The sequence below is a fragment of the Falsiruegeria litorea R37 genome, from assembly GCF_900172225.1.
In the GTDB taxonomy this organism is placed as follows: Bacteria; Pseudomonadota; Alphaproteobacteria; order Rhodobacterales; family Rhodobacteraceae; genus Falsiruegeria; species Falsiruegeria litorea.
In genome coordinates this window covers 357,372-381,185 of the sequence record NZ_FWFO01000002.1, presented here as the reverse complement: position 1 = coordinate 381,185, position 23,814 = coordinate 357,372, and the positions used below count along the sequence as shown (strand labels likewise).

At 58.7% G+C, this 23,814-nt stretch carries 27 protein-coding genes; 15 read left to right on the top strand and 12 right to left on the bottom strand.

Annotation, left to right across the window (positions count from 1 at the left end):
- The first annotated feature begins 63 nt into the window (after positions 1–63).
- Positions 64–492: a VOC family protein gene (locus TRL7639_RS15450; RefSeq protein WP_085796745.1), complete on the top strand. Its 429-nt coding sequence runs from the start codon at positions 64–66 to the stop codon at positions 490–492.
- Complete coding sequence (locus tag TRL7639_RS15445) at positions 489–1,244, top strand: DUF1194 domain-containing protein (RefSeq protein WP_235820399.1); 756 nt, start codon at positions 489–491, stop codon at positions 1,242–1,244. Before TRL7639_RS15450 ends, TRL7639_RS15445 begins: the two co-directional genes overlap by 4 nt.
- Here TRL7639_RS15445 and TRL7639_RS15440 read toward each other — a convergent pair.
- The 3 genes from TRL7639_RS15440 to TRL7639_RS15430 all read right to left on the bottom strand — a co-directional run bounded on the left by TRL7639_RS15440 (position 1,238) and on the right by TRL7639_RS15430 (position 2,457).
- Positions 1,238–1,735, bottom strand: a complete 498-nt coding sequence (locus TRL7639_RS15440; RefSeq protein WP_207559681.1) for a MarR family winged helix-turn-helix transcriptional regulator — start codon at positions 1,733–1,735, stop codon at positions 1,238–1,240. The genes TRL7639_RS15445 and TRL7639_RS15440 overlap by 7 nt on opposite strands.
- Positions 1,736–1,810: 75 nt before the next feature.
- Positions 1,811–2,068, bottom strand: coding sequence for an FAD assembly factor SdhE (locus tag TRL7639_RS15435; RefSeq protein ID WP_085796743.1), 258 nt, complete (start codon positions 2,066–2,068; stop codon positions 1,811–1,813).
- Positions 2,068–2,457, bottom strand: a complete 390-nt coding sequence (locus tag TRL7639_RS15430; RefSeq protein ID WP_085796742.1) for a helix-turn-helix domain-containing protein — start codon at positions 2,455–2,457, stop codon at positions 2,068–2,070. Before TRL7639_RS15430 ends, TRL7639_RS15435 begins: the two co-directional genes overlap by 1 nt.
- A 94-nt stretch (positions 2,458–2,551) precedes the next feature.
- Here TRL7639_RS15430 and TRL7639_RS15425 point away from each other — a divergent pair, with 94 nt between their 5' ends.
- Both TRL7639_RS15425 and TRL7639_RS15420 read left to right on the top strand, forming a co-directional pair.
- Positions 2,552–3,754: a pyridoxal phosphate-dependent aminotransferase gene (locus TRL7639_RS15425; RefSeq protein ID WP_085796741.1), complete on the top strand. Its 1,203-nt coding sequence runs from the start codon at positions 2,552–2,554 to the stop codon at positions 3,752–3,754.
- Between the two features lie 17 nt (positions 3,755–3,771).
- Positions 3,772–4,173, top strand: coding sequence for a hypothetical protein (locus TRL7639_RS15420; RefSeq protein WP_085796740.1), 402 nt, complete (start codon positions 3,772–3,774; stop codon positions 4,171–4,173).
- Between the two features lie 15 nt (positions 4,174–4,188).
- Here the strand turns inward: TRL7639_RS15420 and TRL7639_RS15415 are convergent, their stop codons facing one another.
- Both TRL7639_RS15415 and TRL7639_RS15410 read right to left on the bottom strand, forming a co-directional pair.
- Positions 4,189–5,691 carry a sensor domain-containing diguanylate cyclase gene (locus TRL7639_RS15415; RefSeq protein WP_235820397.1) on the bottom strand — a complete coding sequence of 501 codons (1,503 nt, stop codon included), beginning with the start codon at positions 5,689–5,691 and terminating at the stop codon, positions 4,189–4,191.
- A gap of 138 nt (positions 5,692–5,829) precedes the next feature.
- Positions 5,830–7,185, bottom strand: coding sequence for an MATE family efflux transporter (locus TRL7639_RS15410; protein ID WP_085796927.1), 1,356 nt, complete (start codon positions 7,183–7,185; stop codon positions 5,830–5,832).
- 114 nt (positions 7,186–7,299) lie between these two features.
- On the opposite strand from TRL7639_RS15410, the gene TRL7639_RS15405 reads away from it, so the two are divergent.
- On the top strand, positions 7,300–7,938 hold the full coding sequence (locus tag TRL7639_RS15405; protein ID WP_085796739.1) for a TIGR02453 family protein: 639 nt from the start codon (positions 7,300–7,302) through the stop codon (positions 7,936–7,938).
- Between the two features lie 51 nt (positions 7,939–7,989).
- Here the strand turns inward: TRL7639_RS15405 and ppk2 are convergent, their stop codons facing one another.
- Positions 7,990–8,943 (bottom strand): polyphosphate kinase 2, encoded by a 954-nt coding sequence (gene ppk2, locus TRL7639_RS15400; protein ID WP_085796738.1) that lies wholly within the window; start codon positions 8,941–8,943, stop codon positions 7,990–7,992.
- Positions 8,944–9,165: 222 nt separating this feature from the next.
- Here ppk2 and TRL7639_RS15395 point away from each other — a divergent pair, with 222 nt between their 5' ends.
- Both TRL7639_RS15395 and TRL7639_RS15390 read left to right on the top strand, forming a co-directional pair.
- Positions 9,166–10,056: an alpha/beta fold hydrolase gene (locus TRL7639_RS15395; protein WP_085796737.1), complete on the top strand. Its 891-nt coding sequence runs from the start codon at positions 9,166–9,168 to the stop codon at positions 10,054–10,056.
- Entirely contained in the window at positions 10,053–10,664 is a 612-nt protein-coding gene (locus tag TRL7639_RS15390; RefSeq protein WP_085796736.1) for a glutathione S-transferase family protein, read from the top strand. Before TRL7639_RS15395 ends, TRL7639_RS15390 begins: the two co-directional genes overlap by 4 nt.
- Before the next feature lie 125 nt (positions 10,665–10,789).
- Here TRL7639_RS15390 and TRL7639_RS15385 read toward each other — a convergent pair whose 3' ends face one another.
- The 3 genes from TRL7639_RS15385 to TRL7639_RS15375 all read right to left on the bottom strand — a co-directional run bounded on the left by TRL7639_RS15385 (position 10,790) and on the right by TRL7639_RS15375 (position 12,290).
- Positions 10,790–11,122, bottom strand: coding sequence for a S8 family serine peptidase (locus TRL7639_RS15385; RefSeq protein WP_085796735.1), 333 nt, complete (start codon positions 11,120–11,122; stop codon positions 10,790–10,792).
- Positions 11,123–11,218: 96 nt separating this feature from the next.
- The gene (locus TRL7639_RS15380; RefSeq protein ID WP_085796734.1) at positions 11,219–11,827 is read right to left on the bottom strand and encodes a carboxymuconolactone decarboxylase family protein; all 609 of its coding nucleotides are present in this window, start codon (positions 11,825–11,827) and stop codon (positions 11,219–11,221) included.
- A gap of 85 nt (positions 11,828–11,912) precedes the next feature.
- Positions 11,913–12,290, bottom strand: coding sequence for a VOC family protein (locus tag TRL7639_RS15375; protein WP_085796733.1), 378 nt, complete (start codon positions 12,288–12,290; stop codon positions 11,913–11,915).
- 39 nt (positions 12,291–12,329) lie between these two features.
- Between TRL7639_RS15375 and TRL7639_RS15370 the strand changes: the two genes are divergently transcribed.
- Complete coding sequence (locus TRL7639_RS15370; RefSeq protein ID WP_085796732.1) at positions 12,330–12,869, top strand: winged helix-turn-helix transcriptional regulator; 540 nt, start codon at positions 12,330–12,332, stop codon at positions 12,867–12,869.
- Positions 12,870–12,983: 114 nt separating this feature from the next.
- Here TRL7639_RS15370 and TRL7639_RS15365 read toward each other — a convergent pair whose 3' ends face one another.
- The gene (locus TRL7639_RS15365; protein ID WP_085796731.1) at positions 12,984–14,432 is read right to left on the bottom strand and encodes an adenylate/guanylate cyclase domain-containing protein; all 1,449 of its coding nucleotides are present in this window, start codon (positions 14,430–14,432) and stop codon (positions 12,984–12,986) included.
- A gap of 255 nt (positions 14,433–14,687) precedes the next feature.
- On the opposite strand from TRL7639_RS15365, the gene parE reads away from it, so the two are divergent.
- The 3 genes from parE to TRL7639_RS15350 all read left to right on the top strand — a co-directional run bounded on the left by parE (position 14,688) and on the right by TRL7639_RS15350 (position 18,538).
- On the top strand, positions 14,688–16,646 hold the full coding sequence (gene parE / locus TRL7639_RS15360; protein ID WP_085796926.1) for a DNA topoisomerase IV subunit B: 1,959 nt from the start codon (positions 14,688–14,690) through the stop codon (positions 16,644–16,646).
- An 86-nt stretch (positions 16,647–16,732) separates the two neighbouring features.
- Positions 16,733–17,599, top strand: a complete 867-nt coding sequence (locus TRL7639_RS15355; RefSeq protein ID WP_085796730.1) for a DUF4238 domain-containing protein — start codon at positions 16,733–16,735, stop codon at positions 17,597–17,599.
- A gap of 171 nt (positions 17,600–17,770) precedes the next feature.
- Positions 17,771–18,538 carry a hypothetical protein gene (locus TRL7639_RS15350; RefSeq protein WP_085796729.1) on the top strand — a complete coding sequence of 256 codons (768 nt, stop codon included), beginning with the start codon at positions 17,771–17,773 and terminating at the stop codon, positions 18,536–18,538.
- Here the strand turns inward: TRL7639_RS15350 and TRL7639_RS15345 are convergent.
- Positions 18,526–19,203 carry a TIGR04283 family arsenosugar biosynthesis glycosyltransferase gene (locus tag TRL7639_RS15345; protein ID WP_085796728.1) on the bottom strand — a complete coding sequence of 226 codons (678 nt, stop codon included), beginning with the start codon at positions 19,201–19,203 and terminating at the stop codon, positions 18,526–18,528. The genes TRL7639_RS15350 and TRL7639_RS15345 overlap by 13 nt on opposite strands.
- Positions 19,204–19,275: 72 nt before the next feature.
- Here TRL7639_RS15345 and ygfZ point away from each other — a divergent pair, with 72 nt between their 5' ends.
- Together ygfZ and TRL7639_RS15335 are read left to right on the top strand one after the other, a co-directional pair.
- Positions 19,276–20,010 carry a CAF17-like 4Fe-4S cluster assembly/insertion protein YgfZ gene (ygfZ, locus tag TRL7639_RS15340; RefSeq protein WP_085796727.1) on the top strand — a complete coding sequence of 245 codons (735 nt, stop codon included), beginning with the start codon at positions 19,276–19,278 and terminating at the stop codon, positions 20,008–20,010.
- A 71-nt stretch (positions 20,011–20,081) separates the two neighbouring features.
- Positions 20,082–21,017: an ABC transporter transmembrane domain-containing protein gene (locus TRL7639_RS15335; RefSeq protein WP_085796726.1), complete on the top strand. Its 936-nt coding sequence runs from the start codon at positions 20,082–20,084 to the stop codon at positions 21,015–21,017.
- An 85-nt stretch (positions 21,018–21,102) separates the two neighbouring features.
- On the opposite strand, the gene efp is transcribed toward TRL7639_RS15335, so the two are convergent.
- Positions 21,103–21,666: an elongation factor P gene (efp, locus tag TRL7639_RS15330; protein ID WP_085796725.1), complete on the bottom strand. Its 564-nt coding sequence runs from the start codon at positions 21,664–21,666 to the stop codon at positions 21,103–21,105.
- Between the two features lie 219 nt (positions 21,667–21,885).
- Here efp and TRL7639_RS15325 point away from each other — a divergent pair, with 219 nt between their 5' ends.
- Together TRL7639_RS15325 and TRL7639_RS15320 are read left to right on the top strand one after the other, a co-directional pair.
- The gene (locus TRL7639_RS15325; RefSeq protein ID WP_037310273.1) at positions 21,886–22,206 is read left to right on the top strand and encodes a DUF6280 family protein; all 321 of its coding nucleotides are present in this window, start codon (positions 21,886–21,888) and stop codon (positions 22,204–22,206) included.
- Positions 22,207–22,359: 153 nt separating this feature from the next.
- Complete coding sequence (locus TRL7639_RS15320) at positions 22,360–23,814, top strand: cobyric acid synthase (protein WP_085796925.1); 1,455 nt, start codon at positions 22,360–22,362, stop codon at positions 23,812–23,814.

Here is a 23,814-nt window from a genome sequence, read left to right as displayed (position 1 = left end):
GCCCCACTGGCGCTTGCGTGACTTCCCGCTAGAGTCTCGACCCAAAGACAACTGGAGAGTGACATGAGCTTGAAGTATCTGCACGTGATGGTGCGCGTGAAAGACCTGGAAAAATCCATGGCATTTTATGAACTGCTGGGTCTGCGTGAAATCCGACGCTATGAAAGCGAACAGGGCCGGTTCACACTGGTCTATCTGGCGGCCCCTGGTCAGGATGAAACCCCGCTTGAGCTGACCTACAATTGGGACGGTGATGATGAGTTGCCCGCCGACAGTCGCCACTTTGGCCATCTGGCCTATGGCGTCGATGACATCTACGGCATGTGCCTGATGCTGCGGGACAACGGTGTGGTCATCAACCGCCCACCGCGCGACGGCCGTATGGCCTTTGTTCGCTCGCCCGACAACATCTCGATCGAACTGCTGCAAAACGGCGAAGCACTGGCACCGGCAGAACCCTGGGTCAGCATGGAAAGCACTGGTCACTGGTGATCAAGCACCTACGTCTCGCCCTTACGCTTGCGGTGTCGCTGTGCAGCGGCATCGCAGGGATGGGCGAGGCGTCCTCCTGCCGACAAGCTTTGGCTTTGGGCCTGGATGTGTCAGGTTCGGTCAGCGGTCAGGAATACCGATTGCAGCTCGATGGGCTAGCGGGTGCGTTACAAGACCCAGAGGTCAAACGCGCCCTACTCTCGACACCTGAACTGCCGGTTCATCTGATGGTCTTTGAATGGAGCGCACCTGAATTCCAGCGGGTTTTGTTGAACTGGACCCCTGTAAACTCCCCCCAAACACTGGCGCGGATCACGCAGACCCTAGCCGTGACACAGCGCGCGCCTGCCCCACCGGGAACAGCTGTAGGAACCGCAGTGCAATTCGGGGTTTCTCAACTGGCCCAAATGCCCGACTGTTGGAAGCACACCCTCGATCTGTCAGGGGACGGCTTGCACAACATGGGCCCATCCCCGCACATGGTCAAAGCCGAACTTGAGGGCTCTGCGGTCATCATCAACGGGCTTGTCATCGGCGCAGATTCTCAGAACAGCACCGATACACGCATGGCCCAGATCGGCGAGTTGGTCGCCTATTTCCAGGCCCGCGTGATCCACGGCCCTGACGCCTTTGTGGAAACAGCACTGGGGTTCGAGGATTTTCAAGCCGCGATGACGCGCAAACTGCTGCGAGAGCTGGCGGTTGTTGTGCTGTCACAAAGCCCGCCAAGCCATCGCAAACCAGCTCAATAGATGTAGCGGATCTGATCGGTCCAATACCGCTCAACCCGTTTCAGCGACCGAGTGATATCCTCGATGCCCTGCGCATCGATCACCGACCGTTCTTCCAACCCTTCGGCATGGCGCAAGAACAGGTCCGTCACAACATCGCGCACGTCACGCCCCTTGGCCGTCAGACGCACCCGCACCGAGCGGCGGTCAATTTCGCACCGCTGGTGGTGCATATAGCCCATCTCGACCAGCTTTTTCAGGTTATAGCTGACGTTGCTGCCCTGGTAATAGCCACGGCTTTTCAACTCGCCTGCCGTCACCTCATTGTCGCCGATATTGAACAGCAACAGGGCCTGAACCGCATTGATTTCCAAAACACCGACCCGCTCGAATTCATCCTTGATGACGTCCAGCAGCAGACGGTGCAGACGTTCCACAAGCGCCAGCGTCTCAAGATAGCTGGTCATGAACCCTTTGGTGCCGGTCGGGGTAACTTGCATTTCCATACTCATCCGTCTCTCCGACTCGCTTTTCTTCAGTAGAAAATGCGCTCAAAAGCCGAATAATCAGTTAAGCAGAAAACTGTGTTATTTTTGAAACGTTTGCGCGATATCCGCAATCAGGGCGCCATAAGGATCAGGCGCTTGGACTTGGCCCGTAACCCATTGATAGAGGTCCTGGTCATTTTCATGCAGCATCGCCTCGTACAGATCCAGGCCAGCTCCGTCCATGTCCTGAAGATTGCGATCCGCATAGGCTGTGAGAATGATATCCATCTCTTTGATGCCCCGACGCATTGATCGCATTTTCAACCGTTTCAGCCGATGCTCCAACAACTCGGCCATCAGGGTTGGCCCAGCATCTGGCGCAGTCGCTTTTCCAGCCGGGCGGCACGTTCTGCATTGGCTCGCATATCGGCCCGGATCGCGCGCAGTTCCATCACCACATCAGACAGCCCTTCGATCGGCGTGACCTCGCCTGCGGGTTCTTCCATCCCCTCGCCTTCACCGGTCAAGAGCCACATGATCGAGACGTTGAGCAGCCCCGCCATCATCGACAGTTTGTTGGCGCGCGGCTCAGACAGATCCTGCTCCCAACCGGACACGGTGGCCTTTTTGACGCCCAGGCGGCGGGCCAGCTGCGCTTGCGTCATTCCTGCGGCTTCGCGGGCGCCTGCAACGCGGTCTCCAAAGGTTGCCGATTCCGGTCCGAACCAATCGTTGTCAGTGCTCATTTGGGCTCTCCTGCCGCTCTATCTGTATATCACTTGATCGTCTATCGGGCGCACCCTATGACAGGTTTGATCAACATACAAACCGAGGCCGCCCATGAGTTTCCTGTCTGCGACATTGTCCCGCGTCAAACCTTCGCCCACAATCGCAATGACAGCCAAGGCGGCCGAGTTGAAGGCCGCCGGACGCGACGTTATTGGCCTGAGCGCGGGCGAGCCCGATTTCGACACCCCCCAGAACATCAAGGACGCCGCCGTCGCCGCGATTGCCGCGGGCAAGACGAAATACACCGCTCCCGACGGCATCCCCGAGCTGAAGCAGGCCGTCTGCGCCAAGATGAAGCGCGATCATGGGTTGGAGTACACGCCCGCGCAGATTTCGGTCGGAACCGGCGGCAAGCAGACGCTGTACAACGCGCTGATGGCAACGCTGAACGAAGGCGACGAGGTGGTCATTCCCGCCCCCTATTGGGTCAGCTACCCCGATATGGTGCTGCTGGCGGGTGGCGCGCCGGTGATCGCCGAAACCTCGATCCAGACGAACTTCAAACTGACCGCCGATCAGCTTGAGGCCGCGATCACACCCAAGACCAAATGGTTCATCTTCAATTCGCCCTCAAACCCGACGGGCGCGGGGTACAGCCGGGAAGAGTTGAAAGAGCTGACCGATGTGCTGCTGCGCCATCCCCACGTCTGGATCATGACAGACGACATGTATGAGCATCTGGCTTATGACGGGTTCGAGTTCTGCACCCCGGCCCAGATCGAGCCGCAGCTTTATGGCCGCACGTTGACCTGCAACGGCGTCTCCAAAGCCTATGCCATGACCGGCTGGCGCATTGGGTATGCGGCGGGTCCGGTCGAGTTGATCGCGGCGATGCGCAAGGTGCAGTCTCAATCCACCTCGAACCCCTGTTCCGTCAGCCAATGGGCGGCGGTTGAGGCCCTGAATGGCACGCAGGACTTCCTGGCCCCCAACAACGAAAAATTCGTGCGGCGCCGGGATCTGGTGGTCAAGATGCTGAACGAAATCGATGGCATCTCCTGCCCGACGCCCGAAGGCGCGTTTTACGTATACCCCTCGATCGCGGGCCTGATGGGCAAGACCACTCCCCAGGGCACTGTCATCGACAGTGACGAGGCTTTTGCCATCGCTTTGCTGGAAAAGGCTGATGTGGCGGTTGTTTTTGGCGCGGCCTTCGGGCTTTCGCCAAACTTCCGGGTAAGCTACGCTACCTCGGACGAGGCCCTGAAAGAGGCCTGCACGCGCATTCAACGGTTCTGTGCGTCGCTGACATAGAAAACAAAGGAACAGGCATGGCCCCCGAGTTGCCCGAATACTATTTTCGCGTCCGCGACAACGGCGCCTTTGTCTTTCGCGTGGACACTGAAAACCGGCAACGCCGGATCGAGATGGAGCAGGTCGCCGTTGTCAACATCCGCAACGGCGAGATCAAACCGCATGGCGGGCGCAAGCTGACCAAGGCGGATATGCGCGAGATCGAGCATTGGATGGAACATCGTATCGCGCTTTTGGCAGAGCGCGATATCGACGACATCTTTCGGGCCGTCGATTACCTGAACCAGGTGACGCACTGGTCGCATTCCAAGGCCAGCGACAAGCAATTGGAAGAAGTGACCGACGATCTGTTGCTGGCGATGCATGACCTGCGATCAGTTCTGGTGCGCAAAAAGGCGGATCGCCTTCTCAAGAAGTAGGCGCGTTTGGGCGTGCTATGCGCCCCGCCCAACCAACCGCACGCAGTTGCGGCCCGCCGCCTTGGCGACATAAAGCGCGCGGTCGGCGGCGTTCAACAGATCCTGCGGCAGGTTGCCGTGATCCGGATAAACAGCGACCCCGATCGAGATTGTCACGCGCGGCAGCTCTTCTGCGCCATAGCGGATACGGGTGTCTTCGATACCTGCGCGCAGCACCTCGGCCACCCCCATAGCGATGTCCGCGTCTGCACACGGCAGAAGAACGGAAAATTCTTCTCCTCCAAAACGGCAGGGCGTCTCGCCATGCTGAAAGAGTTCGTGCATTCGGTCTCCGATGGCGCGCAGCACCATATCGCCTGCATCGTGCCCGTGATTGTCGTTGAACGCCTTGAACTTGTCCGCATCAAACGACAGCACCGCAAAGCGTTGATCCTTGCGCGCGGCTGTTGCGTGTTCGGCGCGCATCGCTTCCAGAAAGTAACGCCGATTATAGAGCCGGGTGAGCGGATCACGTGTGCTCTGGTCGTGCAGCTCATCCCGTAGCTTGACGTTGGCGATGGCCAGGCTGATGTGTTCGCCGCATTGCAGGGCAAAGTCATATCCATCCTTGGCAACTTGCGCGTCCGTTCCCAGCGGATAGGTCACATGCAACAACCCCACAGTGTCGCCGTGGGCCACGATCGGAATGCACATTGCATCCTCGACGTCGCCCGTTGTCGGGTGGTCGTTTACGTGGCCACAGCGAAAGCTGATGCCGCGCGCATCGAACCGATAACCGCGCCCCCGCCGCAATGCCCAGCAACTGTCCGGCGCAATGTGGTCGTGCGCCTGGCCGCCGCCCCAGGCGCAGGCCCCATCCAGCACATCGCGGGAATTGGAGTAGATATAGAGCTCTCCCTGCGTTTCCGGCAGCATGCTGGTCATGAATTTGGCCACAACGTCAAAGAGTTCCGACAAGGTCTTACAGCTTTGCAGCCATTCATCGAGATCTGCCAGCAACTTGGCCTCGGCCCGCCAGGCCTGCTCCTTGGCCAACATCGACTTGGCCTTGGATTCCGCGATCTCCGCCTGTTGCTTGGCATCGGCCAGATCAGCCGCGTCGCGGCGGAATTGCGTGACATCAGTAAAAGTCACGACGTAGCCATCATGGCGCAAGGGACGCGCAAAGGATGAAATCACCTTGCCCGATGGCATGTCCCGGTCGAAATGGAACGGTTGACCGGTCTTGAACAACTCAAGCACCTCGGCCTTGCGCTCGGCGGTAATGACACCCTGGGCCACCGTGATGCTCAGAAACGTTTCACGGGTCATTCCCACCTGCAAGTCCCGGGGGCCCAGTTCAAGCACTTCGAAGATGCGGTCATTGTGCAGCACGCACACACCATCAGGGGACCAGACCAGGATCCCCTGCTCCATCTGGTTGATCACATCCAGCATCTGCTCTTGTTCGCTTGGCTCATAAGCCAGGGACCGGTCGACGGCCTTCCCTACTTTCAGCTGTTTGTTGATCTCGCCCACGCGGCATCCCCCAATATTCTTGTTGGGGAGCCTAGAGGCAAAACTTGTTCAAATGTTAAAGCCGCGTCGCCTAAGTGCTTAAATCACTTGGCATGTTTTCACGGTATTTTCGGAAGATTTGCCGTGAACCCGCCCGCATCAGGCCATAGACGCCGCACCCACCTGTTTGATCGAACGCCCCCAGAACCGCGCCATCAAAAGCACCGCGGCACAGGCAAGCCCAAGAACAAGCCCCAGCCACACACCGATCCCTTCAAGCCCGAACATGAAACCAAAGACATATGATGCCGGGATCCCCACCGCCCAATAGCTGAGTGCTGCCATCACCATCGGCACTGCGGTATCCTGAACGCCGCGCAGCACGCCAAGCGCGATGGCCTGCACGCCGTCCACCAACTGAAACAGCGCCGCCATGCCCAGCAGACCAGTGCCGATGGCCAGGATCTGCGCCAAATCTGGTTCGTCGCTTTCCACGAACAACCCGATGAGTGGCTCTGCGCAGGTCAGGAACACCACCATCGAGATGGCGGACACGGCCAGCGAAATTACGGTCACAACCACGGTTCCCTTGGCCATATGCGGGCGGTCCTGCCGACCGTATGCGTTGCCCGCCCGGATTGTCGCCGCATTACTGAGGCCGAGATGCACCATGAAGGTGGCCGAGGCGAGCTGCACCGCGATCCCATGGGCGGCCAGCGGCACCGTGCCCAGCCAACCCATCATCATGGCCGAAGCTCCGAACATCGAAACTTCGGACAGGTTGGTCAGGCCGATGGGCACGCCAATTTTGAATACCCTGCCGAACATCTCCCAATCGGGGCGCCAAAAGCGTTGGAACAAAGCATGCTGCGGCAAAACCTTGAGGGCATAGATGATCACCGCGACCAACGACACCAGTTGCGTCAAGACCGAGGCAATCCCGGCCCCGATGATCCCCAACTCGGGCGCGCCCCAGTTGCCAAAGATCAGAGCATAGTTGCCGATGGCGTTCACGACTGCGGCCAGAACGGTGATCCACAGCACGATCTGCGTACGCTCAAGCCCTGCCAGATAGGATTTGAGCACCATGACCCAGAGCGCCGGAAAGATCCCCCAGCCTGCGACACGCAGGTATTCCGCAGCCAGCGAAGCAACATCCGGCTTCTGCCCGAGCAGCAGCAAGATCGGCTCGGACCACCACAGCATCCCCATGGCCAGCACGCCAAACATCACTGTCTGCCACAGCCCCATGCGGGTCACACGGCGGATCGAGGTGTCGTCGCCCTGGGCGTCGGACGCTGCCACCAGTGGCATGATCGCCATGGCCAGACCACCGCCCAGCATGAAGAGGATGAAGAAATAGCTGCCCGCGAGGGTCACAGCAGCCAGCTCCTCGACCCCGTACCAGCCCAGCATGACCGTATCCGTCAGGCCAATTGCAAACTGCGCCAAATGCCCGCCGACCAACGGCAGGCCCAGGATTGCGATCGCGCGGGCATGCCCGCCATATGTCATCATTCTACTCACCAGACAGGCTTAGGGTCCGCAAATTGCACACGCAAGAGGCAGCCTGCACCTTCCCCCAAAATATCGTTGTGATACCGTGAAAGCGACAACCGGAGGTCGCTTATGCCTGATCCCTTTTCACAGCTCGTTCCCGAAGCTCGTGCCTTTTTGTCCGAACTTGCGCAAAACAACACCCGCCAGTGGTTCAACGAGAATAAATCGCGGTATGAGCAGCAGTTGAAAACCCCGGCACAACACCTGTTGGAGCAGATTGCAGCTCGGGTCGGTGGCGGCGTCACAACCAAATTGTTCCGCCCGCAACGGGACATTCGGTTTTCCAAGGACAAGACGCCTTATAACACGCATCTGCACATGCTGTGGATGATGCCGGGCGACGGCACACGGCCGGCGCTCTTTTTCGGGATCGGGTTGGAATATGTAAGCGTGGGCGGCGGTATCATGGGCTTTGACAAGACCGCGCTGATCAGGTGGCGCGCGGGGGTCGATGGACCGTTGGGGGCAAACCTGTCCGACGCCATCCACGCATTGACTGGTGAGGGTTTTCGCCTGTCTGATCCCGAACTCAAACGCCTCCCCGCTGCCTATGACAAGGATCACCCAAGGGGAGATCTGTTGCGGCGTAAATCCCTGACCCTCTGGAATGATCTGACAGAGCCTCAGTTTACGGCCCCAACTGCAGCGATCTCGGAGACATTGGCCAAACTGCGGCCCCTCTTCCGAGCTTTGTCCAACGTGCTCTAGGGTCAGGGCCCCAAGAAAACAGACGGCCCCTTGGGCCGCCTGCCCCATCTGTTACTTCTGCCGCTGGTCGGGATGCAGTGCGGTACCCAGGATGTGATCTGATCGGTGGATGACATGGTGCGCCTGACCCACGATCAAGGGATCGGGTTGGCCAACGACATCCAGATCTTTGCCTGGATAATCCAGCGTCGACAGGAAATGACGCATACAGTTGAGACGCGCGCGTTTCTTGTCGTTTGATTTGATGATGGTCCAGGGCGCGTCGGCGGTGTCAGTGTAAAAGAACATCGCCTCTTTCGCCTCGGTATAATCGTCCCACTTGTCGAGCGACGCCTTGTCGATCGGGCTGAGCTTCCAGCGTTTTAGCGGGTCGGTTGCGCGGGAATCGAACCGGCGCTTTTGTTCGGGCTGCGTGACCGAGAACCAGTATTTGTAGAGACGAATGCCCGAGCGGACCAGCATCCGCTCCAGTTCTGGCGCCTGGCGCATGAATTCCAGATACTCGGTCGGCTCGCAGAACCCCATCACCCGCTCAACGCCCGCGCGGTTGTACCAGGACCGATCATAGAGCACCATCTCACCGGTGGTCGGCAGTTCCTGAACATAGCGCTGGAAATACCATTGCCCCTTTTCTTCCCACGTGGGTTTGTTCAGGGCAACAACACGCGCGTGGCGCGGGTTCAGGTGTTCCATGAAGCGTTTGATGGTGCCGCCTTTGCCGGCAGCATCCCGGCCTTCGAAGAGCATGACAAACCGTTCCCCGGTTTCCAGAGCCCAGTGCTGCACCTTCAACAATTCCGCCTGCAGCTTGGCTTTCTCAGCCTCGTAAGCACGACGTGCCATTCTACGGGCATAGGGATAGTGACCACTTTCGAACGCCTTGCGGATCTTTTCCGCTTCGGATTCCACCGGTTTCTTACCCGGTGTCTTGACCGGCTCGGCCGCTGCGGCCTTGGCGGGTTCGGGGGTCGGTTTTGTGGTCTCGATCGAAGTCACTGTCGCCATTTTTTGGTCCCTTTATTATGTCGCCTTTCGCCTAGCAAATCGCGCGTGATCCTGCCTTGATCCGTATCAAAGATGGGCAAAGGGCACATATTTTCTCGACACATATGTCGCTATTATTGACACCTGCCTGCCACCCTGACGAAAGGTCACGACAAAGTATCATTCCCATGACGCACCAAGCCTGCTTGACTGATCAAATCAGGCGCGAGAGAGGAGAGACAGATGCAGAGCAAGTTCTTGGATCTGAATGGCCACCAGTTCTTTGTGCGCAGCTGGGGCGACCCATCGCTACCACCCCTGCTGATGCTGCATGGCTTTCCCGAATATGGCGGCGCGTGGGGGGATCTGGCCCCGCACCTGTCACAACGGTTCCACTGTGTGGCTCCAGATCAGCGTGGCTATGGTCAAAGCTGGGCGCCCGAAGGAGTCCAAAACTATGTGACTTCGGCCCTGGTGGGCGACATGGTCGCCTTGATCGAGCAATTTGGCGACCCGGTCACGGTGATAGGCCACGACTGGGGCGCGGCCGTGGCCTATGGGTTGGCGATGTTCAAGCCTGCGCTGGTCGATCGTCTGATCATCGCCAATGGTGTGCACCCGGTTCCCTTTCAGCGGGAAATGGCAGCAGGTGGAGCACAATCGGAGGCGTCTCAATACATCAACATGCTGCGATCACCAGAAGCGGCAGAGGTGATGAGCGCAAATGACTTTGCCGGACTAGAGACGTTCTTTCGCCGTCACCTGGGACAGGACTGGTTGGATGAAGCGACGCTGGCCAAATACAAAGCCGAATGGGCGCGACCCGGACGGTTGAACGCCATGCTGAACTGGTACCGCGCCTCGCCGCTTCGGGTGGCCGCCCCGGGTCAGCCAATCACGGACCTTGCCCCGCTGCCATTGGACCGGCTGCAAGTGCGCTGCCCGCATCTGCTGATCTGGGGACCGGATGACAAGGCCCTTCTGCCGCAGTCGACCGAAGGGTTGGAAGAGTTTGCCGATGAGCTGACGCGGGTTACCATACCTGAAACGGATCATTGGCTGATCCACCAGAACCCGCAGGCCGTGGCGCAAGCCATTCTCGATTGGATACCGCAGACAGGAACACCCTCATGATCAAGGTTCACCATCTCAATCGCTCACGCTCGCTGCGCATCCTTTGGCTGCTCGAAGAACTGGGTATCGACTATCAGGTCATCCGCTACGAACGTGATGCCAAGACCAACCTGGCCCCGCCCGAGCTGCTGACGGTTCACCCGCTCGGAAAGTCGCCGGTGGTAGAGATCGACGGTCAGATGGTGTCGGAATCCGCAGCCATTGTCGAAGTACTCTGCGCGCTTTATGGCCCCAACCTTGTGCCCGAAGCAGGGACACCTTCGCATTGGCATCATCTGGAGCTGATGCATTTCGCCGAAGGATCGGTGATGACCCCGATCCTGTTGAACTTGTATGTCGGGATGCTCGGCGATGCAGGTGCCCCGCTGCACCCGCGCATCCAGAACGAATTGACCAACCACTTCGACTATATGGAAAGCGTCTTGCGCCCTTCGGGCCATTTTGTGCTGGACGATCTGTCAGCCGCGGACATCATGTTGAGCTTTCCAGCCAGTATCGTTGGACGCCTAGGTCGCAGCAGTGAATACCCGGGTCTCACAAGCTTTACCCAGATGATCGAAGCCCGCCCGGCCCATGTCCGTGCTCTGGAAGCTGGCGGCGGATCCTGACCCGGATGCGCTCCCGCCCCCGTTGCATGCCCTGACGGGCCCTTGCGGCGTTGGGCCGGGCGCCTCGCCTGCGGCGAGGCGCGGCATCACCCGAGGCGGGCCTTGTGTGCAGTTTTCTGGCCGGATCAGTTGAAAGAGCCAATCCCATTCAACTCGGCAATGTCCACATTATCCATCTGGCCGATCTTTTCGACGTAGGCCTGTTCCTGTCCCTGTGGCACCGTGAAAAGGCCGATCCGAAGCGCATCATCGTCAAACAGCATTCTGTCGAAAGTGATCTCTTCGTACTGCTCCAGTATCCTGATCGTCTCTTGTGCCCGTGACGCATCCTTGAATTGGACAATCACCATGCCAGGTACAAATTCCTGCTGTTCAACCATTTGCGCAGGCTCGACTTTTGGCCCACCCGCGCTTGTCGACCCAAGTGCAAGGGCCAACGCCAGTAAAAGAGTGTGCATCAGAAAAGGCCCCAACAGTTGGTTTCACATGTTGGAGCCCAAATAGGAATTCGCAGCCTGGCTTCAAGGCTGCCACCCAAGACAGTCAATTTCGCTTCAGCTGTGCCCCCAATCGCCCGGGTCATCGGAATTGTTCGGTGACAACCCCAGAACGTCCCCTTTGGTCGAACAACCCAGCCCCAGCACCGTGCGGTTGGCGTAAGAGAAATAAGAGCTCACCTGATTGATCTCGAGGATGCAACCGTCGTCCCAGCCCACATTGCGCAGGGCGATCACGTCAGCCTCGACCATTTCGGCTGGAGCTTCGGTGAGCTTGCGGGCATAGAGCATGGCTGCCACCTGGCGCTCGTCCAGCGGCACATCCGTCAGATCGCGCGCCTCAATGCCTGCGCGGATCGCCAGACCACGCGGTTCGTCCCCCAACAGGCGTTGCATCCCCTGAAAGTGATGTTCGACGCAATAAGCGCAGCCATTCAACGCGCTGACCCAGACCCCAAGCGTTTCCAGAAACCACTTCGGGATCTTGTTGCCCGTGTGGTGCAGCACGTTCTTGTAGAGCACCATGTGCCCTTCCATCGAGTGGGGCCGCAGGGAATGGGACATCATAATGTTGTCCACATTGTTGTCCGGGCCCGTCACCCGCTGATAGAGCTTTTTCAGCTTGCCTGTTGCCTGCTCGAACGGAACGGTTTCAATCCAGCTCATGTCGCCTCCTCACCTGACAGAATTCTGATTGGGCGAACCCTAGCGGCATATCCCGCGGGCCGCGAGGCGCAATTTCCTTGCCCCCTCAGGCTGCCCCGGTCAGGTCCTGCGCCAACATCAACGCATTGCCGTCAGGGTCATAGAACGTGGCAGTCTTGACCATCCCCTCGATCACATCCGTGGGGCCGTCAAAGGTGACATCTGCCGTCTCAAGTGCTTGCCGCGCGCTGTCTATGTCAGCGACACCAAACACCGGCACGCAATTGCCCGGCGCCGGTTCGGCCTGCTCACCAAGTCCGATTGTCACCCCCGTGGTTTTGGTCTGGATTTCGGACCACCCAGCCTCATCAGCATGATAGATCACCTCGAACCCCAGCATGTCGTGATACCAACGGGCGCTTGCATGGCGGTCTTTGACCGACATGGCGAGGGTAATGGTGTTTTCCAATGAAACGAGCGACATCAACTTTCCTTTCGACGCAAAATATACTAACTATACTTTATGGACATAAATCTACTTGTCAACATCACCTCTCGGGCTTGGGCACTGCCCATTCTCGCACATCTTCATGACGGTGTTCCGGGACGCCAAGCACCGCTGTTGTCTGCAACGAGGGCCAGCAGGACGGCATTTGCGCAAAGCCTGGCCCATCTGATCGAGATCGGACTGTTGGAACGGAACCCTGGGCATGGCCACCCATTGCGTCCAGAGTTTCGATTAACGCCCAAAGGACAGGTGGCCGCCCAGCTGGCGCATCGGGTTCATGCAGTGCCAGGTGAACACAAGGCACTGCTGCGCCGGTCGTGGACCCTGCCCATCCTGACGACGCTGAAACGTCCCAGCCGCTTTACCACCGTCAAGCAACAGCTGGGGTCGATCACGGATCGCGCACTGTCACAGTCGCTGCAAACACTGGAAGACCATGACTGGATCAGCCGCACCGTGGATGGCGCCAGCAGGCCGCCCCATCCTGTTTACCGCGCAATCAACACCGGGCAGGTGATCAGCGAGATGACCCGGCCTGTTGTCACGCTGCGCTAGCACCTGTCCAAAACCATCACTTCGTTGAGGTCCCGTCAGCCATCAGGTTGCAAACAGCCGAAGACCTAGAAGGTGAAGTCAGACTTCAGCTGTTCGTAGACCTCTCCAAGTCTTTCAGTTCTCCAGTCGTCGCATCGCCTGTTCTAGCGTGCTGCGCGCGGCTTCCATTTCCAACGGGGTCATCTGCGCGGGGTCTTTGGCAAAGGTGACCGAAGCGCTTTGATCAAGCGCGCATGTGCCGTCAGCCACCCCCACAACGCGGTAGGTTTCGACAGGACGCGAAAACCCTTTTGCCGTCACGGTTCCAGCTGGTTCCGTCTGAATTACCCCTTTGACCAGCGCATGGGTTTCCTGCGCCAAAAGGATCCCTCCAGCCTCTGCCGCGGCCTCCAACCTCGCAGCCAGGTTAACTTCGCTGCCAATGATCGTGTAGTCCATTCGCTGATCCGAGCCGAAATTTCCCACCGTGCAAAACCCGGTGTTGATCCCAATGCGCAGATCAAGGGTGTCGTCCAGCCCCTGTTCCCGCCATGCCTGACGCAGCTTGGACACGCGTGCCCGCATCGCGAGCGCCATCTGAACACAGCTGATCGCGTTCTCTTGAGCGGTTCTACCGTCATCGGTATCGCCGAAATAGACAACCACTGCATCGCCAATGAACTTGTCCAGAGTTCCGCCATGCTGCAACACGATCTCGGACATCTCGGTCAGATATTGATTGAGCAGTGCCGTCAGTTCCTCGCTCTCCAACCGTTCGGTTATGGTGGTGAACCCCACAATGTCCGAAAACAGGACCGTCAGCTTTTTGCGCTGCGCGGCAACTTCGACCTTTTGCGTACCGACAAAGATCGACTGATACAGCTGTGGAGAGATGTATTTCCCCAGCCGCTCGGACAGTTGCTCCATCATGGCCAGCCTTTCGGCGCGTTCTTCGGCGATCTGCACATGCAGACGCGCGCGATCCCAGGCGGTACGCGAATTGGTCACCGCAAATCCGGGCACCCCCACCATGGCAGTGATCCAGACCATGGCAGCCAACACCGGACTAAAGTGCCCAAACGCACCTGCTCCAAAAGCAAAGGCCGTCAGGATAGGCAACCCAAAAGCCAAGCTGATAGCCGGAGAACTCGGCGAAATGACGAGCGCTCCAATGGATGTGGCCACAGTGAAAATGGAAATCAGCAAGGCAACGTCGGTTGGAGAAGACGCCAGAACCAGCAGGATGAAGACCGCCCAAGCCGCGCCACCAAGCAAAGAGACAAACGCCGACAAGCGATGGGTCCGCTGTCGAACCTGCCTGGGTCGTGGTTTGTGCCGCAAATACATGTAAAGGCGCAACAACAGGGCATTGTGAAACACGATCAATGCATAGGCATAGACCGCACCAGAGGCGATGACCCAGGTTGGGCTGGCCATGAAGGTCAGACAACAGATGCCCAGATTGGAAAAGACTGTAGCAGGAATATTGCGCACCGTTTCCACGGACTTCTCGACGCTCAACTCACGGATGACGTCAGCCTCATTGGCCGGTATCGCGGCAAAGTTGGGATCGGGTTGTGACATGATCCAGAGCTTGCGTGATTCTGATCACCTGGGCAAGGAGACCGCGCGCACCACAGCAGGCTGACCAAAATACGAGTGGCGTTCGAAACCTCGACCGACAGCCTTGTCATTCAACGCAAATCATCCACCCAGTGGCAGTTCGCCCCAAATGCGGACATGCGAAGTTATACACAACACCCTGCGCCCCCCTTCCCCCCAACCACATCACCTGCCATAATACCTGCCAAAGAAGAGCCCAAGAACATGAGCAGCGACATGCCCGAAGATCTGTTGAGCGGAGCCCCCTCCGCAACCTATGACGCCTCCTCGATCGAGGTGCTCGAAGGGCTGGAACCGGTCCGCAAACGCCCCGGCATGTACATCGGCGGCACGGATGAACGCGCGCTGCATCATCTGGTGGCAGAAGTGCTCGATAACTCGATGGACGAGGCCGTCGCTGGCCACGCCAACCGGATCGAGGTTGAGCTGCACGCTGATTACGCCATCACCATCCGCGACAACGGGCGCGGCATCCCGATTGATCCGCACCCCAAGTTCCCCGACAAATCCGCGTTGGAGGTGATCCTGTGCACCCTGCACGCGGGCGGCAAGTTCTCGGGCGATGCCTATGAGACCTCTGGCGGTCTGCATGGTGTGGGCGCATCTGTCGTCAATGCGCTGTCTGATTCCATGGTCGTACAGGTCGCCCGCAACAAAGAGCTGTTTGAACAACGCTTCTCGCGCGGCATCCCTTTGGGCAAGGTTGAAAAGGTCGGAATGGCCCCCAACCGGCGCGGCACCACCGTCACCTTCCACGCGGACGAAGAGATCTTTGGCCACCACCGGTTCAAACCCGCGCGCCTGTTCAAATCCATCCGCTCCAAAGCGTACCTGTTCTCGGGCGTTGAAATCCGCTGGAAATCGGAAATCGACGATGGCGAGACGCCCACAAACGCCACCTTCCACTTTCCGGGCGGGTTGTCGGATTACCTGACCGAGACGTTGGGCAGCGCCTCCACCTATGCCGACGTGCCCTTTGGCGGCACCGTGGATTTCAAGGAAAAGTTCGGCACGCCCGGCAAGGTGGAATGGGCGATCAACTGGACGCCCTCGCGCGATGGCTTCATCCAGTCCTATTGTAACACCGTCCCCACGCCCGAAGGCGGCACCCATGTGGCCGGCTTCTGGGCGGCGATCGTCAAGGGGATCAAGGCTTATGGCGAGCTGGTCAACAACAAGAAAGCCGCTCAGATCACGCGTGAGGACCTGATCACCGGCGGTTGCGCTCTGGTCAGCTGTTTCATCCGCGAGCCGGAATTCGTGGGCCAGACCAAGGACCGCCTCGCCACGGTCGAGGCGCAGCGGTTGGTCGAAAACTCGGTCCGCGACCATTTCGACAACTGGCTGGCGGCGGATACGAAATCAGCTGGGGCGATCCTCGACTTCCTGATCCTGCGCGCCGAAGAACGCCTGAAGCGGCGACAGGAAAAAGAAACCGCCCGCAAATCAGCCACCAAGAAGCTGCGCCTGCCCGGCAAGCTGACCGATTGTTCGTCGAACACTCGTGAAGGCACCGAGCTGTTCATTGTCGAGGGCGACTCGGCCGGTGGCTCGGCCAAGATGGCCCGCAACCGCAAGACCCAGGCCCTGCTGCCCCTGCGTGGTAAAATCCTGAACGTTCTGGGCGCGGCGAGTTCAAAGCTCAGCTCGAATGCCGAGATCAGCGACCTGACGCAGGCGCTTGGTGTTGGCTTGGGAACGAAATTCAACGTCGATGACCTGCGCTATGACAAGGTCATCATCATGACCGATGCGGACGTCGACGGGGCGCATATCGCGGCGCTGTTGATGACGTTCTTCTTCACCCAGATGCGGCCCATGATCGACGCGGGCCACCTGTATCTGGCCTGCCCGCCCCTCTTCCGCCTGACCCAAGGCGCCAAGCGCGTTTATTGCGTGGACGAGCCGGAACGGGACGCGTGGCTGGAAAAGGGTCTGGGCGGCAAGGGCAAGATCGACGTCTCGCGCTTCAAGGGTCTTGGTGAAATGGACGCCAAGGACCTGAAAGAAACGACGATGGACCCGAATTCCCGCACTTTGATCCGGGTGACGATTGACGAGGACGAACCGGGCGAAACCGGAGACCTGGTCGAACGCCTGATGGGCAAGAAACCCGAACTGCGGTTCCAGTACATCCAGGAGAACGCGCGGTTTGTGGAGGAGTTGGATGTTTGAGTGAGCCCAAACGTCACCACATTTTGGCAGAAGCTTATCAGAAACAATTCTTAGACACTGGCAACTGTGTGTAGGTTCACGAGAAGCTGAACAACAAAACTTTCGCGACGCAACCTATAAACGTGGCGGTTCGAAAGGACTTCAACACCGCCCTTCTGGATGACGGAACTGTAGACCGCAGTACGGTTGAACAATTCTTTGGAACTTTCGAGACAGAATATCCCAGAGCAGTAGAAACGCTGCGGAGCGGGGTTCAAACTTCAGCAATGCTAAGGCTTACAATTGATTTTATGACCCTTCAAATCATCCGGTCGCCTCTTTCTAGAAGACTAATGACCGAACTACTTCTTAGGTATTCTCCCAAAAGTGACAGTAGCTTGAGAGTTTTGGGCGTTCAAAAAGCCGCAATTGAACTTCTGAGGCGAGCCCGCGAAGGAGATTCAGACGCTATTACAAAGATTGGCCTACAATCCAGCGCTCATTTAGCACAAGGCGTCTCCAACATTCTGAAACATGTTTCTTATCGGACTGTTAGGATAAATTCGCCGTCAAAATTGATAACGAGCGATCATCCAGTAGCCTATTTCTCCGTAAATCGCAAACGAAAGAAGCTTGTAGCAACTTTACCTAACCTGAGTTCAAGAACCTTGTGCTTCTTCCCACTCGCAAGTGACTTGCTGTTGTTCGGCGATACCCAGAAACCGAGTTCAGATGTGCTTTGGAGTGATCGCCCCTCTCAAATCATCAATTCTGTTTCCTTGGTGAAAAACCTAAACGCAATCACTGCACTCACGGCAGAACGAACTATTGTCTCTGGCAATAAGCGTGATCTCGAAAAATCTCTTCGGTCAGTGGATGGTAAAAAACCAACTCAGAAGACTCTTTTCCGCATGTATTCTGAACTTGCGAAAGCGGCAATGAATATGAACTCTGAGCACAGGGAAGACTGCTAACACCTCTATCCCGCGCCTGACCTTGGGGAGGCGTGAAGCGCCTTCCCGGGGGGAAGGTCAGGCGCGGCAAAATGCATAGCATTTTGCTTGGGGGTGCAATCGCGAGCGACACAAACCCTACAAATGCGTGAGGGCTGTTGCGTCACCCATCCAGCCGCCTAAACTCCCCCCATGAATTTCATCGCTGACAACCAACTCCCCCTGCTCATTGCCTTTTTCCTGGCAGGCTGCATCGGCACCGGGTTTCTGTTCCGCAAACCCGCGGGCCACCGGGCGTGGAAGCTGGCGGATCTGGTCTGGGTCGTTCTGGGCGGCATCGGGGCCTTGGTTGCGGTGCTTGCGGGGCTTTACAAGGCCGACAGCTCGCGGCTCGACCGACAAATCGACATCGCCTATGCCGCCACATCCGCATTCGACCGCGACGCCGCGCGGTTCCGGCTGCGGTTCTGTGACCCGGCTTACGACAGCGACATCGCGGTGCTGTGCGACAAAGTCGAATTCCTCTCGGCCTCGACCGCGTCCAACGCCGAACTGCCCCTGTTCATCGCCGTGACAAATGAGGTCGCGCCTTTGGCGGGGCTGAGTTTTCTGTTCGGATGGGGCGGCGACGACATGGATGAGATGGACGAGATGGTCGAACAGGCCAACGCGTTCGACCCCGATCAGTTCCTGGTCTTCACCACGCTGGACGCCCCCACCCAAGCGGCTGTCGACAACATGCGCCGCAAGGTGCCGACGATAGCGGGCGATTACCTGATCCTGGCGATGGCCTATGACGATCTGGTCGAGCAGGTCGGCAAGCTGAAGGACGAGTGGGAGTATCTGCAATCCAACGCGCATATCCTGATCCTGCAGGTGATCGCGCTGTGTCTGGTCAGCTTCGCCGCGCCGTTCCGCCTTGGCAAATCCGTGGTGGAGCTGCTGGATCAGCGGCGGTAGCTGTCGGCCAGCGTCTCGGGTGAAGTTCCCGCGAAATACCGCATCAGCGTCCACAGGTTGCGTGCGCCCCGTTTGAGCCAGCCTGCGCGCTGATACCGTTCGGCACTGGTGATCGCGCGCACGGGCAGACCGGTGAGGCGTGGAAGGGCGCGGGCAATCGCCACATCCTCCATCAACGGTTGATCCGGGTAACCGCCCGCCTTGTCATAGTCGATGCGCCGCACCAACAGCCCCTGATCGCCGTAAGGCAGCCCAAAGAGGCGCGACCGCAGATTGGCCCAGCCCGCGACCCAGGCGGGCATGATCCCCCGCGCGCGGAATGCCAGCTGGAACCAGGCGGGCGCGCGGTTGGTCTGGATGTGGTCGGCCACAACTTCGCTCCACCCCGCCTCAAGCACCGTGTCGGCGTGCAGCACCAGCAGCCATTCGCCCTTGGCCTGTGCGCAGCCGCGCCGCAACTGCCCGCCACGAGACGGCGCGCCGGTGACGATCTCGGCCCCGGCCTCTTCGGCGATCTTGAGCGTGGCGTCGGTCGACTCGCCATCCGAGATGATCAGTTCGCGGATCAGCCCCTGTCCCAGCCCCTCCATCAGCGCCTCAAGCGTGCGGGCCAGATTGGCCTGGGCGTTCAGCGTGGGGATTACGATGCTTATCTTGGCGGGCATGTACGTCCCCTCTGGTCACTGGCTCGGGTTCTCCTATATCACTGGCGCGTGGATTTGAAACGAGGGACCGCCATGACTGCCCGCCGTATCCTGCGCCTGAGTGGTGCGGACACTGTCACGTTCCTGCAAGGGCTGGTGACCAATGACGTGGACAAGCTGGATCAGGGGCTGGTCTATGCCGCGATCCTGACGCCGCAGGGCAAGTATCTGGCCGATTTCTTTCTGGCCCGCGATGGTGACGACGTGCTGCTGGATGTGGCCGAGGAGCTGGCCGACGGGCTGGTGAAACGGCTGAGCATGTACAAGCTGCGCGCTGATGTGCAGATCGCAGACAGCGGGCTGAACCTGCAACGCGGCAGCGGTGAGGCCCCCGAAGGTGCTCTGCCCGACCCGCGCCACGGCGAGATGGGTTGGCGTGCCTATTCCGCCGCCCCGGCCAGCGATGATGGCACGGATTGGGACGCAATCCGGGTGGCGCATTGCATCCCCGAGACGGGCGTCGAACTGACCCCAGACAGCTATATCCTGGAAAGCGGGTTTGAGGTGTTGCAGGGCGTCGACTTCAAGAAAGGCTGCTATGTTGGCCAAGAGGTCACGGCGCGGATGAAACACAAGGCCGAGCTGCGCAAAGGGCTGCGCCAGGTGGTGGTCGAAGGGGAGACCCCCGCAGGCTCCGAGATTGTGGCCAATGGCAAACCGGTTGGCACGCTGTTCACCCAGTCAGGTGGCAAAGGGATCGCCTATCTGCGCTTTGATCGGGCTAAGGGGGATATGCAGGCGGGTGAGGCCACCGTTCGCCTTGCCTGACCCAAGGGTTTGAAATTCAAACCAAAGACCGGCACAGTGTCGACCAGGCAAGGGTCTTGGGGACACATCGCATGCTTCAGCTATACGCAGCCATTTGGCGGGTCAGTTCGGGTCGGCAGATCGTTCTGATCATCCTGTCGCTGGCCATCGCCTTTTTGGCTGCCGTTCCGCTGGAGTTCCAAAAGGACATCGTCAACCTGCTGACCGAGAACGAGATCAACGAAGAAGATCTGCTCTGGTACTGCTCTTTCATGATGCTGGCGATCCTGCTGAGCCTGGGGCTCAAGTGGCTGATGGGCTATCGCTCGGGCCTATTGGGTGAGGACATCATCCGCCTGATCCGTAGCCGTCTGGTCGAAGGGGCGGTTATCGCCGACACCCAAGGTGAAGGCCTGCGCAAAGGTACCCTGTCCACCGCCGTCTCGGCCGAGGCAGAGGAGTTGGGTAAATTCGCCGGCGCGGCCATCTCGGAACCTGTTGTGCAGATCGGTACCTTGGTCAGTGTTATCGGTTTCATCGCGACCTCACAGCCGGGCCTTGGGACGATCGCGCTGATGATGATCCTGCCACAAGTGGTCATCGTTCTGGTGACGCAAGCCAAAGTGAACCAATACGTGGCCGAACGGGTGCGCGTGCTGCGCAAGGCCACCGATCAGCTAACGGCGCGCGACGTGCAAGAGGCCGAGGCCGCCGTTAAAACTCATTTTGACGAGATTTACGAAGCCCGTCGCCACATGTTCATCTGGAAGCTGTCGACCAAGTTCCTGCTCAGCACCATCAATGGTGCCGGGACCGTGGCGGTGTTGTTGCTGGGCGGCTGGCTGGTGATCGAGGGGAAAACCGACATCGGCACAGTGGTAGCTGCCACCATAGGCCTGGGTCGTATTCAAGCTCCAACCGCATTCCTGATTGCCTTTTACCGACAAGTCAGCGCCAACAGGATCAAATACGAGTTGTTGCGCGAGCTATTCGACGACCAAAACCAAAGAAGTCGTGCAAACGTTTGAACCCGGCACCGGAAACTTTCAAAGTTTCCGGCCCGATTTCTTTGAAAGAAATCGACCACCTCCTGTGGTCGACCGCGCCCTCTGATCAGGCGCGTTCCGAATATTCCATGGTCTCGGTATTCACCACGATCATCTCATCCTGGCCAACAAAGGGAGGCACCATGACCTTGACGCCATTGTCCAGGATCGCGGGCTTGAACGAGTTGGCGGCAGTCTGCCCCTTCACAACCGGCTCGGTCTCGACGATCTGGCATATGACTTTTTGCGGCACCGTGGCATTCAGCGCCTCGGATTCATAAAATTCGACAACAATTGTCATGCCGTCCTGCAGAAACGGGCGACGGTCGCCCAGCAATTCTGCGGGCAATTCGATCTGCTCATAGGTCTCGGTATCCATGAACACCAGCATGCCGTCGCTCTCGTACAGGAACTGCTGATCTTTCTGCTCCAGGCGCACGCGCTCGACTTTGTCCGCCGAGCGGAAGCGTTCGTTCAGTTTGGACCCATTGCGTAGGTTGCGCAGTTCGACCTGGGCAAAAGCGCCGCCTTTACCAGGCTTTACGTGATCGACCTTGACCGCGGCCCACAGACCATCGTTGTGCTCCAGAACATTGCCTGGACGAATTTCGTTCCCATTGATCTTGGGCATGACATATTTCCTTCACACATGCTTGATGCAGAGTTTGCAGACCCTATATCTGGCGGGACGTTACCTGGCAAGACAACGATACCTTGTGCTGCGGCCGCACCAAGCCATGCAAATGACGCAACGGCGCTATGCAGAAACGGGGTACCCGAATCAAATGCGATCCGTCATAAGGAACGCCACGCCGGAAATTGCAAGAGCAAGAACAACAAGGAAGACGAGATGAGAGATTTCGTTGACGGCACTGCCTTTAACAATGAACAAGGCAATCGTGCACGTAAACTATTCGCAGCCGTTGTGTTGGCTGCACTGGATGACGCCATCGCCGATGACAAGAAATACGGCAATGGTCCTGAACAGATCGCCCGTTGGGCACGGTCGCGTGACGGCCGTGAAGTTCTGAGCTGCGCGGGCATCGACCCGAACGAGCGCGTTGTCTCGGGCTTGATGGAATTTGTTGGCCGCGGTGTCCGCACCTCGGTTGCGCTGTCGCGCGAAGAAAGCGAGCGTCGCAACGCCGCTCAGCAGGCCGAAGCTGCCTGAACACAATTTACTGCTGCATGAAAAAGCGTGCTCCTGGGGGAGCGCGCTTTTCCTTTTCTACCCCCTGCTCCGCCTTGCAACACCACCATGTCGTTTCCGGGCTTTCGCTTGACCGCCAAATCAGGTCAATTGTGCGCGAAACAGGAGGCGCGCATGGTTCAAGCCATCATGATTCAAGGCACCGGCAGCAACGTCGGCAAGTCAATGTTGGTCGCCGGGCTGACCCGTGCTTTCAGCCGCCGAGGCCTGCGGGTTGCGCCTTTCAAGCCACAAAACATGTCAAACAACGCAGCTGTGGCCGTGGGGGGCGAGATCGGGCGCGCTCAGGCGCTGCAAGCCCGCGCCGCCGGGCTCGAACCGCATACCGACATGAACCCGATCTTGCTCAAGCCCGAAACCGACACCGGCGCGCAGATCATCGTCCAGGGACAACGCCGTGGCACTATGCAAGCGGGTGACTATCGAAAGGGCAAGGCACAGCTGCTTGCTGCTGCGCTTGAGAGTTTTCACCGGCTCTGCGCGGACGCAGACCTGGTGCTGCTCGAAGGAGCCGGCAGCCCGGCCGAGACCAATTTGCGGGCAGGCGACATTGCCAATATGGGCTTTGCCTGCGCCGCAGGTGTGCCGGTGGTTCTGGTTGGCGACATCCACCGTGGCGGCGTGATCGCACAGATCGTCGGTACTCAGGCCGTTTTGGACGATACTGATCTGGCTCAGATCAGTGGCTTTGCTGTGAACCGGTTCAAGGGTGACGTCACCTTGTTTGACGAGGGACGCGATGATATCGCTGCCCGCACCGGATGGCCCTGCTTGGGTGTGGTGCCCTGGTTCAACGACGCCTGGAAACTTCCCGCCGAGGACATGATGGACATCCGCTCGCATCTCGGCGGGGCCTGCAAGATTGTCGTGCCACAGCTGGAACGGATGGCCAATTTCGACGATCTCGACCCTCTGTCAGGCGAGCCCAATGTCTCGGTCGAGATCATCCCAGCGGGTCGCCCCTTGCCTGGCGATGCGGACCTGGTCCTGCTTCCGGGCAGCAAATCCACCATCGGCGATCTGAACTATTTCCGCGCTCAGGGCTGGGACATCGACCTTTATGCGCATGTGCGGCGCGGGGGGCATGTGGTTGGCCTATGCGGCGGCTATCAGATGCTGGGCAAAACCATCGCCGACCCCGAGGGGATCGAAGGCTTCATTGGCGAAGTCGAAGGACTGGGCCTGCTGGACGTGCACACAACAATGGCTGGCCAAAAGAAAGTCACCCAAACGCAGGCCACAGACATTCACACTGGTCTGCCGGTCTATGGCTACGAAATCCACATCGGTCGCACAGAAGGCCCGGATTGCGACCGACCGTGGCTCCAGGTCGGAGAACGTTCAGAAGGCGCGATTTCCCCATCCGGCCGCGTGCGTGGCAGCTATTTGCACGGCACCTTTGCCTCGGACAGCTATCGGGCGGCTTTTTTGCAGGAACTGGGGCATCGCTCGGATCTGTCCTACGAGGAAAGCGTCGAAGCCACGCTGGATGACTTGGCCGATCACCTGGAACGCCACATGGATCTGGATCTTCTGCTACAGCTTGCCCGCGCACCCAAAGGGCTGTGA

Coding starts and splice junctions, on each gene's coding strand:
- TRL7639_RS15450 (WP_085796745.1), top strand. CDS start 64: ATGAGCTTGAAGTATCTGCACGTGATGGTGCGCGTGAAAGACCTGGAA.
- TRL7639_RS15440 (WP_207559681.1), bottom strand. CDS start 1,735: ATGAGTATGGAAATGCAAGTTACCCCGACCGGCACCAAAGGGTTCATG.
- TRL7639_RS15435 (WP_085796743.1), bottom strand. CDS start 2,068: ATGGCCGAGTTGTTGGAGCATCGGCTGAAACGGTTGAAAATGCGATCA.
- TRL7639_RS15430 (WP_085796742.1), bottom strand. CDS start 2,457: ATGAGCACTGACAACGATTGGTTCGGACCGGAATCGGCAACCTTTGGA.
- TRL7639_RS15425 (WP_085796741.1), top strand. CDS start 2,552: ATGAGTTTCCTGTCTGCGACATTGTCCCGCGTCAAACCTTCGCCCACA.
- TRL7639_RS15420 (WP_085796740.1), top strand. CDS start 3,772: ATGGCCCCCGAGTTGCCCGAATACTATTTTCGCGTCCGCGACAACGGC.
- TRL7639_RS15410 (WP_085796927.1), bottom strand. CDS start 7,185: ATGACATATGGCGGGCATGCCCGCGCGATCGCAATCCTGGGCCTGCCG.
- TRL7639_RS15405 (WP_085796739.1), top strand. CDS start 7,300: ATGCCTGATCCCTTTTCACAGCTCGTTCCCGAAGCTCGTGCCTTTTTG.
- ppk2 (WP_085796738.1), bottom strand. CDS start 8,943: ATGGCGACAGTGACTTCGATCGAGACCACAAAACCGACCCCCGAACCC.
- TRL7639_RS15395 (WP_085796737.1), top strand. CDS start 9,166: ATGCAGAGCAAGTTCTTGGATCTGAATGGCCACCAGTTCTTTGTGCGC.
- TRL7639_RS15390 (WP_085796736.1), top strand. CDS start 10,053: ATGATCAAGGTTCACCATCTCAATCGCTCACGCTCGCTGCGCATCCTT.
- TRL7639_RS15385 (WP_085796735.1), bottom strand. CDS start 11,122: ATGCACACTCTTTTACTGGCGTTGGCCCTTGCACTTGGGTCGACAAGC.
- TRL7639_RS15380 (WP_085796734.1), bottom strand. CDS start 11,827: ATGAGCTGGATTGAAACCGTTCCGTTCGAGCAGGCAACAGGCAAGCTG.
- TRL7639_RS15375 (WP_085796733.1), bottom strand. CDS start 12,290: ATGTCGCTCGTTTCATTGGAAAACACCATTACCCTCGCCATGTCGGTC.
- TRL7639_RS15370 (WP_085796732.1), top strand. CDS start 12,330: ATGGACATAAATCTACTTGTCAACATCACCTCTCGGGCTTGGGCACTG.
- TRL7639_RS15365 (WP_085796731.1), bottom strand. CDS start 14,432: ATGTCACAACCCGATCCCAACTTTGCCGCGATACCGGCCAATGAGGCT.
- parE (WP_085796926.1), top strand. CDS start 14,688: ATGCCCGAAGATCTGTTGAGCGGAGCCCCCTCCGCAACCTATGACGCC.
- TRL7639_RS15350 (WP_085796729.1), top strand. CDS start 17,771: ATGAATTTCATCGCTGACAACCAACTCCCCCTGCTCATTGCCTTTTTC.
- TRL7639_RS15345 (WP_085796728.1), bottom strand. CDS start 19,203: ATGCCCGCCAAGATAAGCATCGTAATCCCCACGCTGAACGCCCAGGCC.
- ygfZ (WP_085796727.1), top strand. CDS start 19,276: ATGACTGCCCGCCGTATCCTGCGCCTGAGTGGTGCGGACACTGTCACG.
- TRL7639_RS15335 (WP_085796726.1), top strand. CDS start 20,082: ATGCTTCAGCTATACGCAGCCATTTGGCGGGTCAGTTCGGGTCGGCAG.
- efp (WP_085796725.1), bottom strand. CDS start 21,666: ATGCCCAAGATCAATGGGAACGAAATTCGTCCAGGCAATGTTCTGGAG.
- TRL7639_RS15325 (WP_037310273.1), top strand. CDS start 21,886: ATGAGAGATTTCGTTGACGGCACTGCCTTTAACAATGAACAAGGCAAT.
- TRL7639_RS15320 (WP_085796925.1), top strand. CDS start 22,360: ATGGTTCAAGCCATCATGATTCAAGGCACCGGCAGCAACGTCGGCAAG.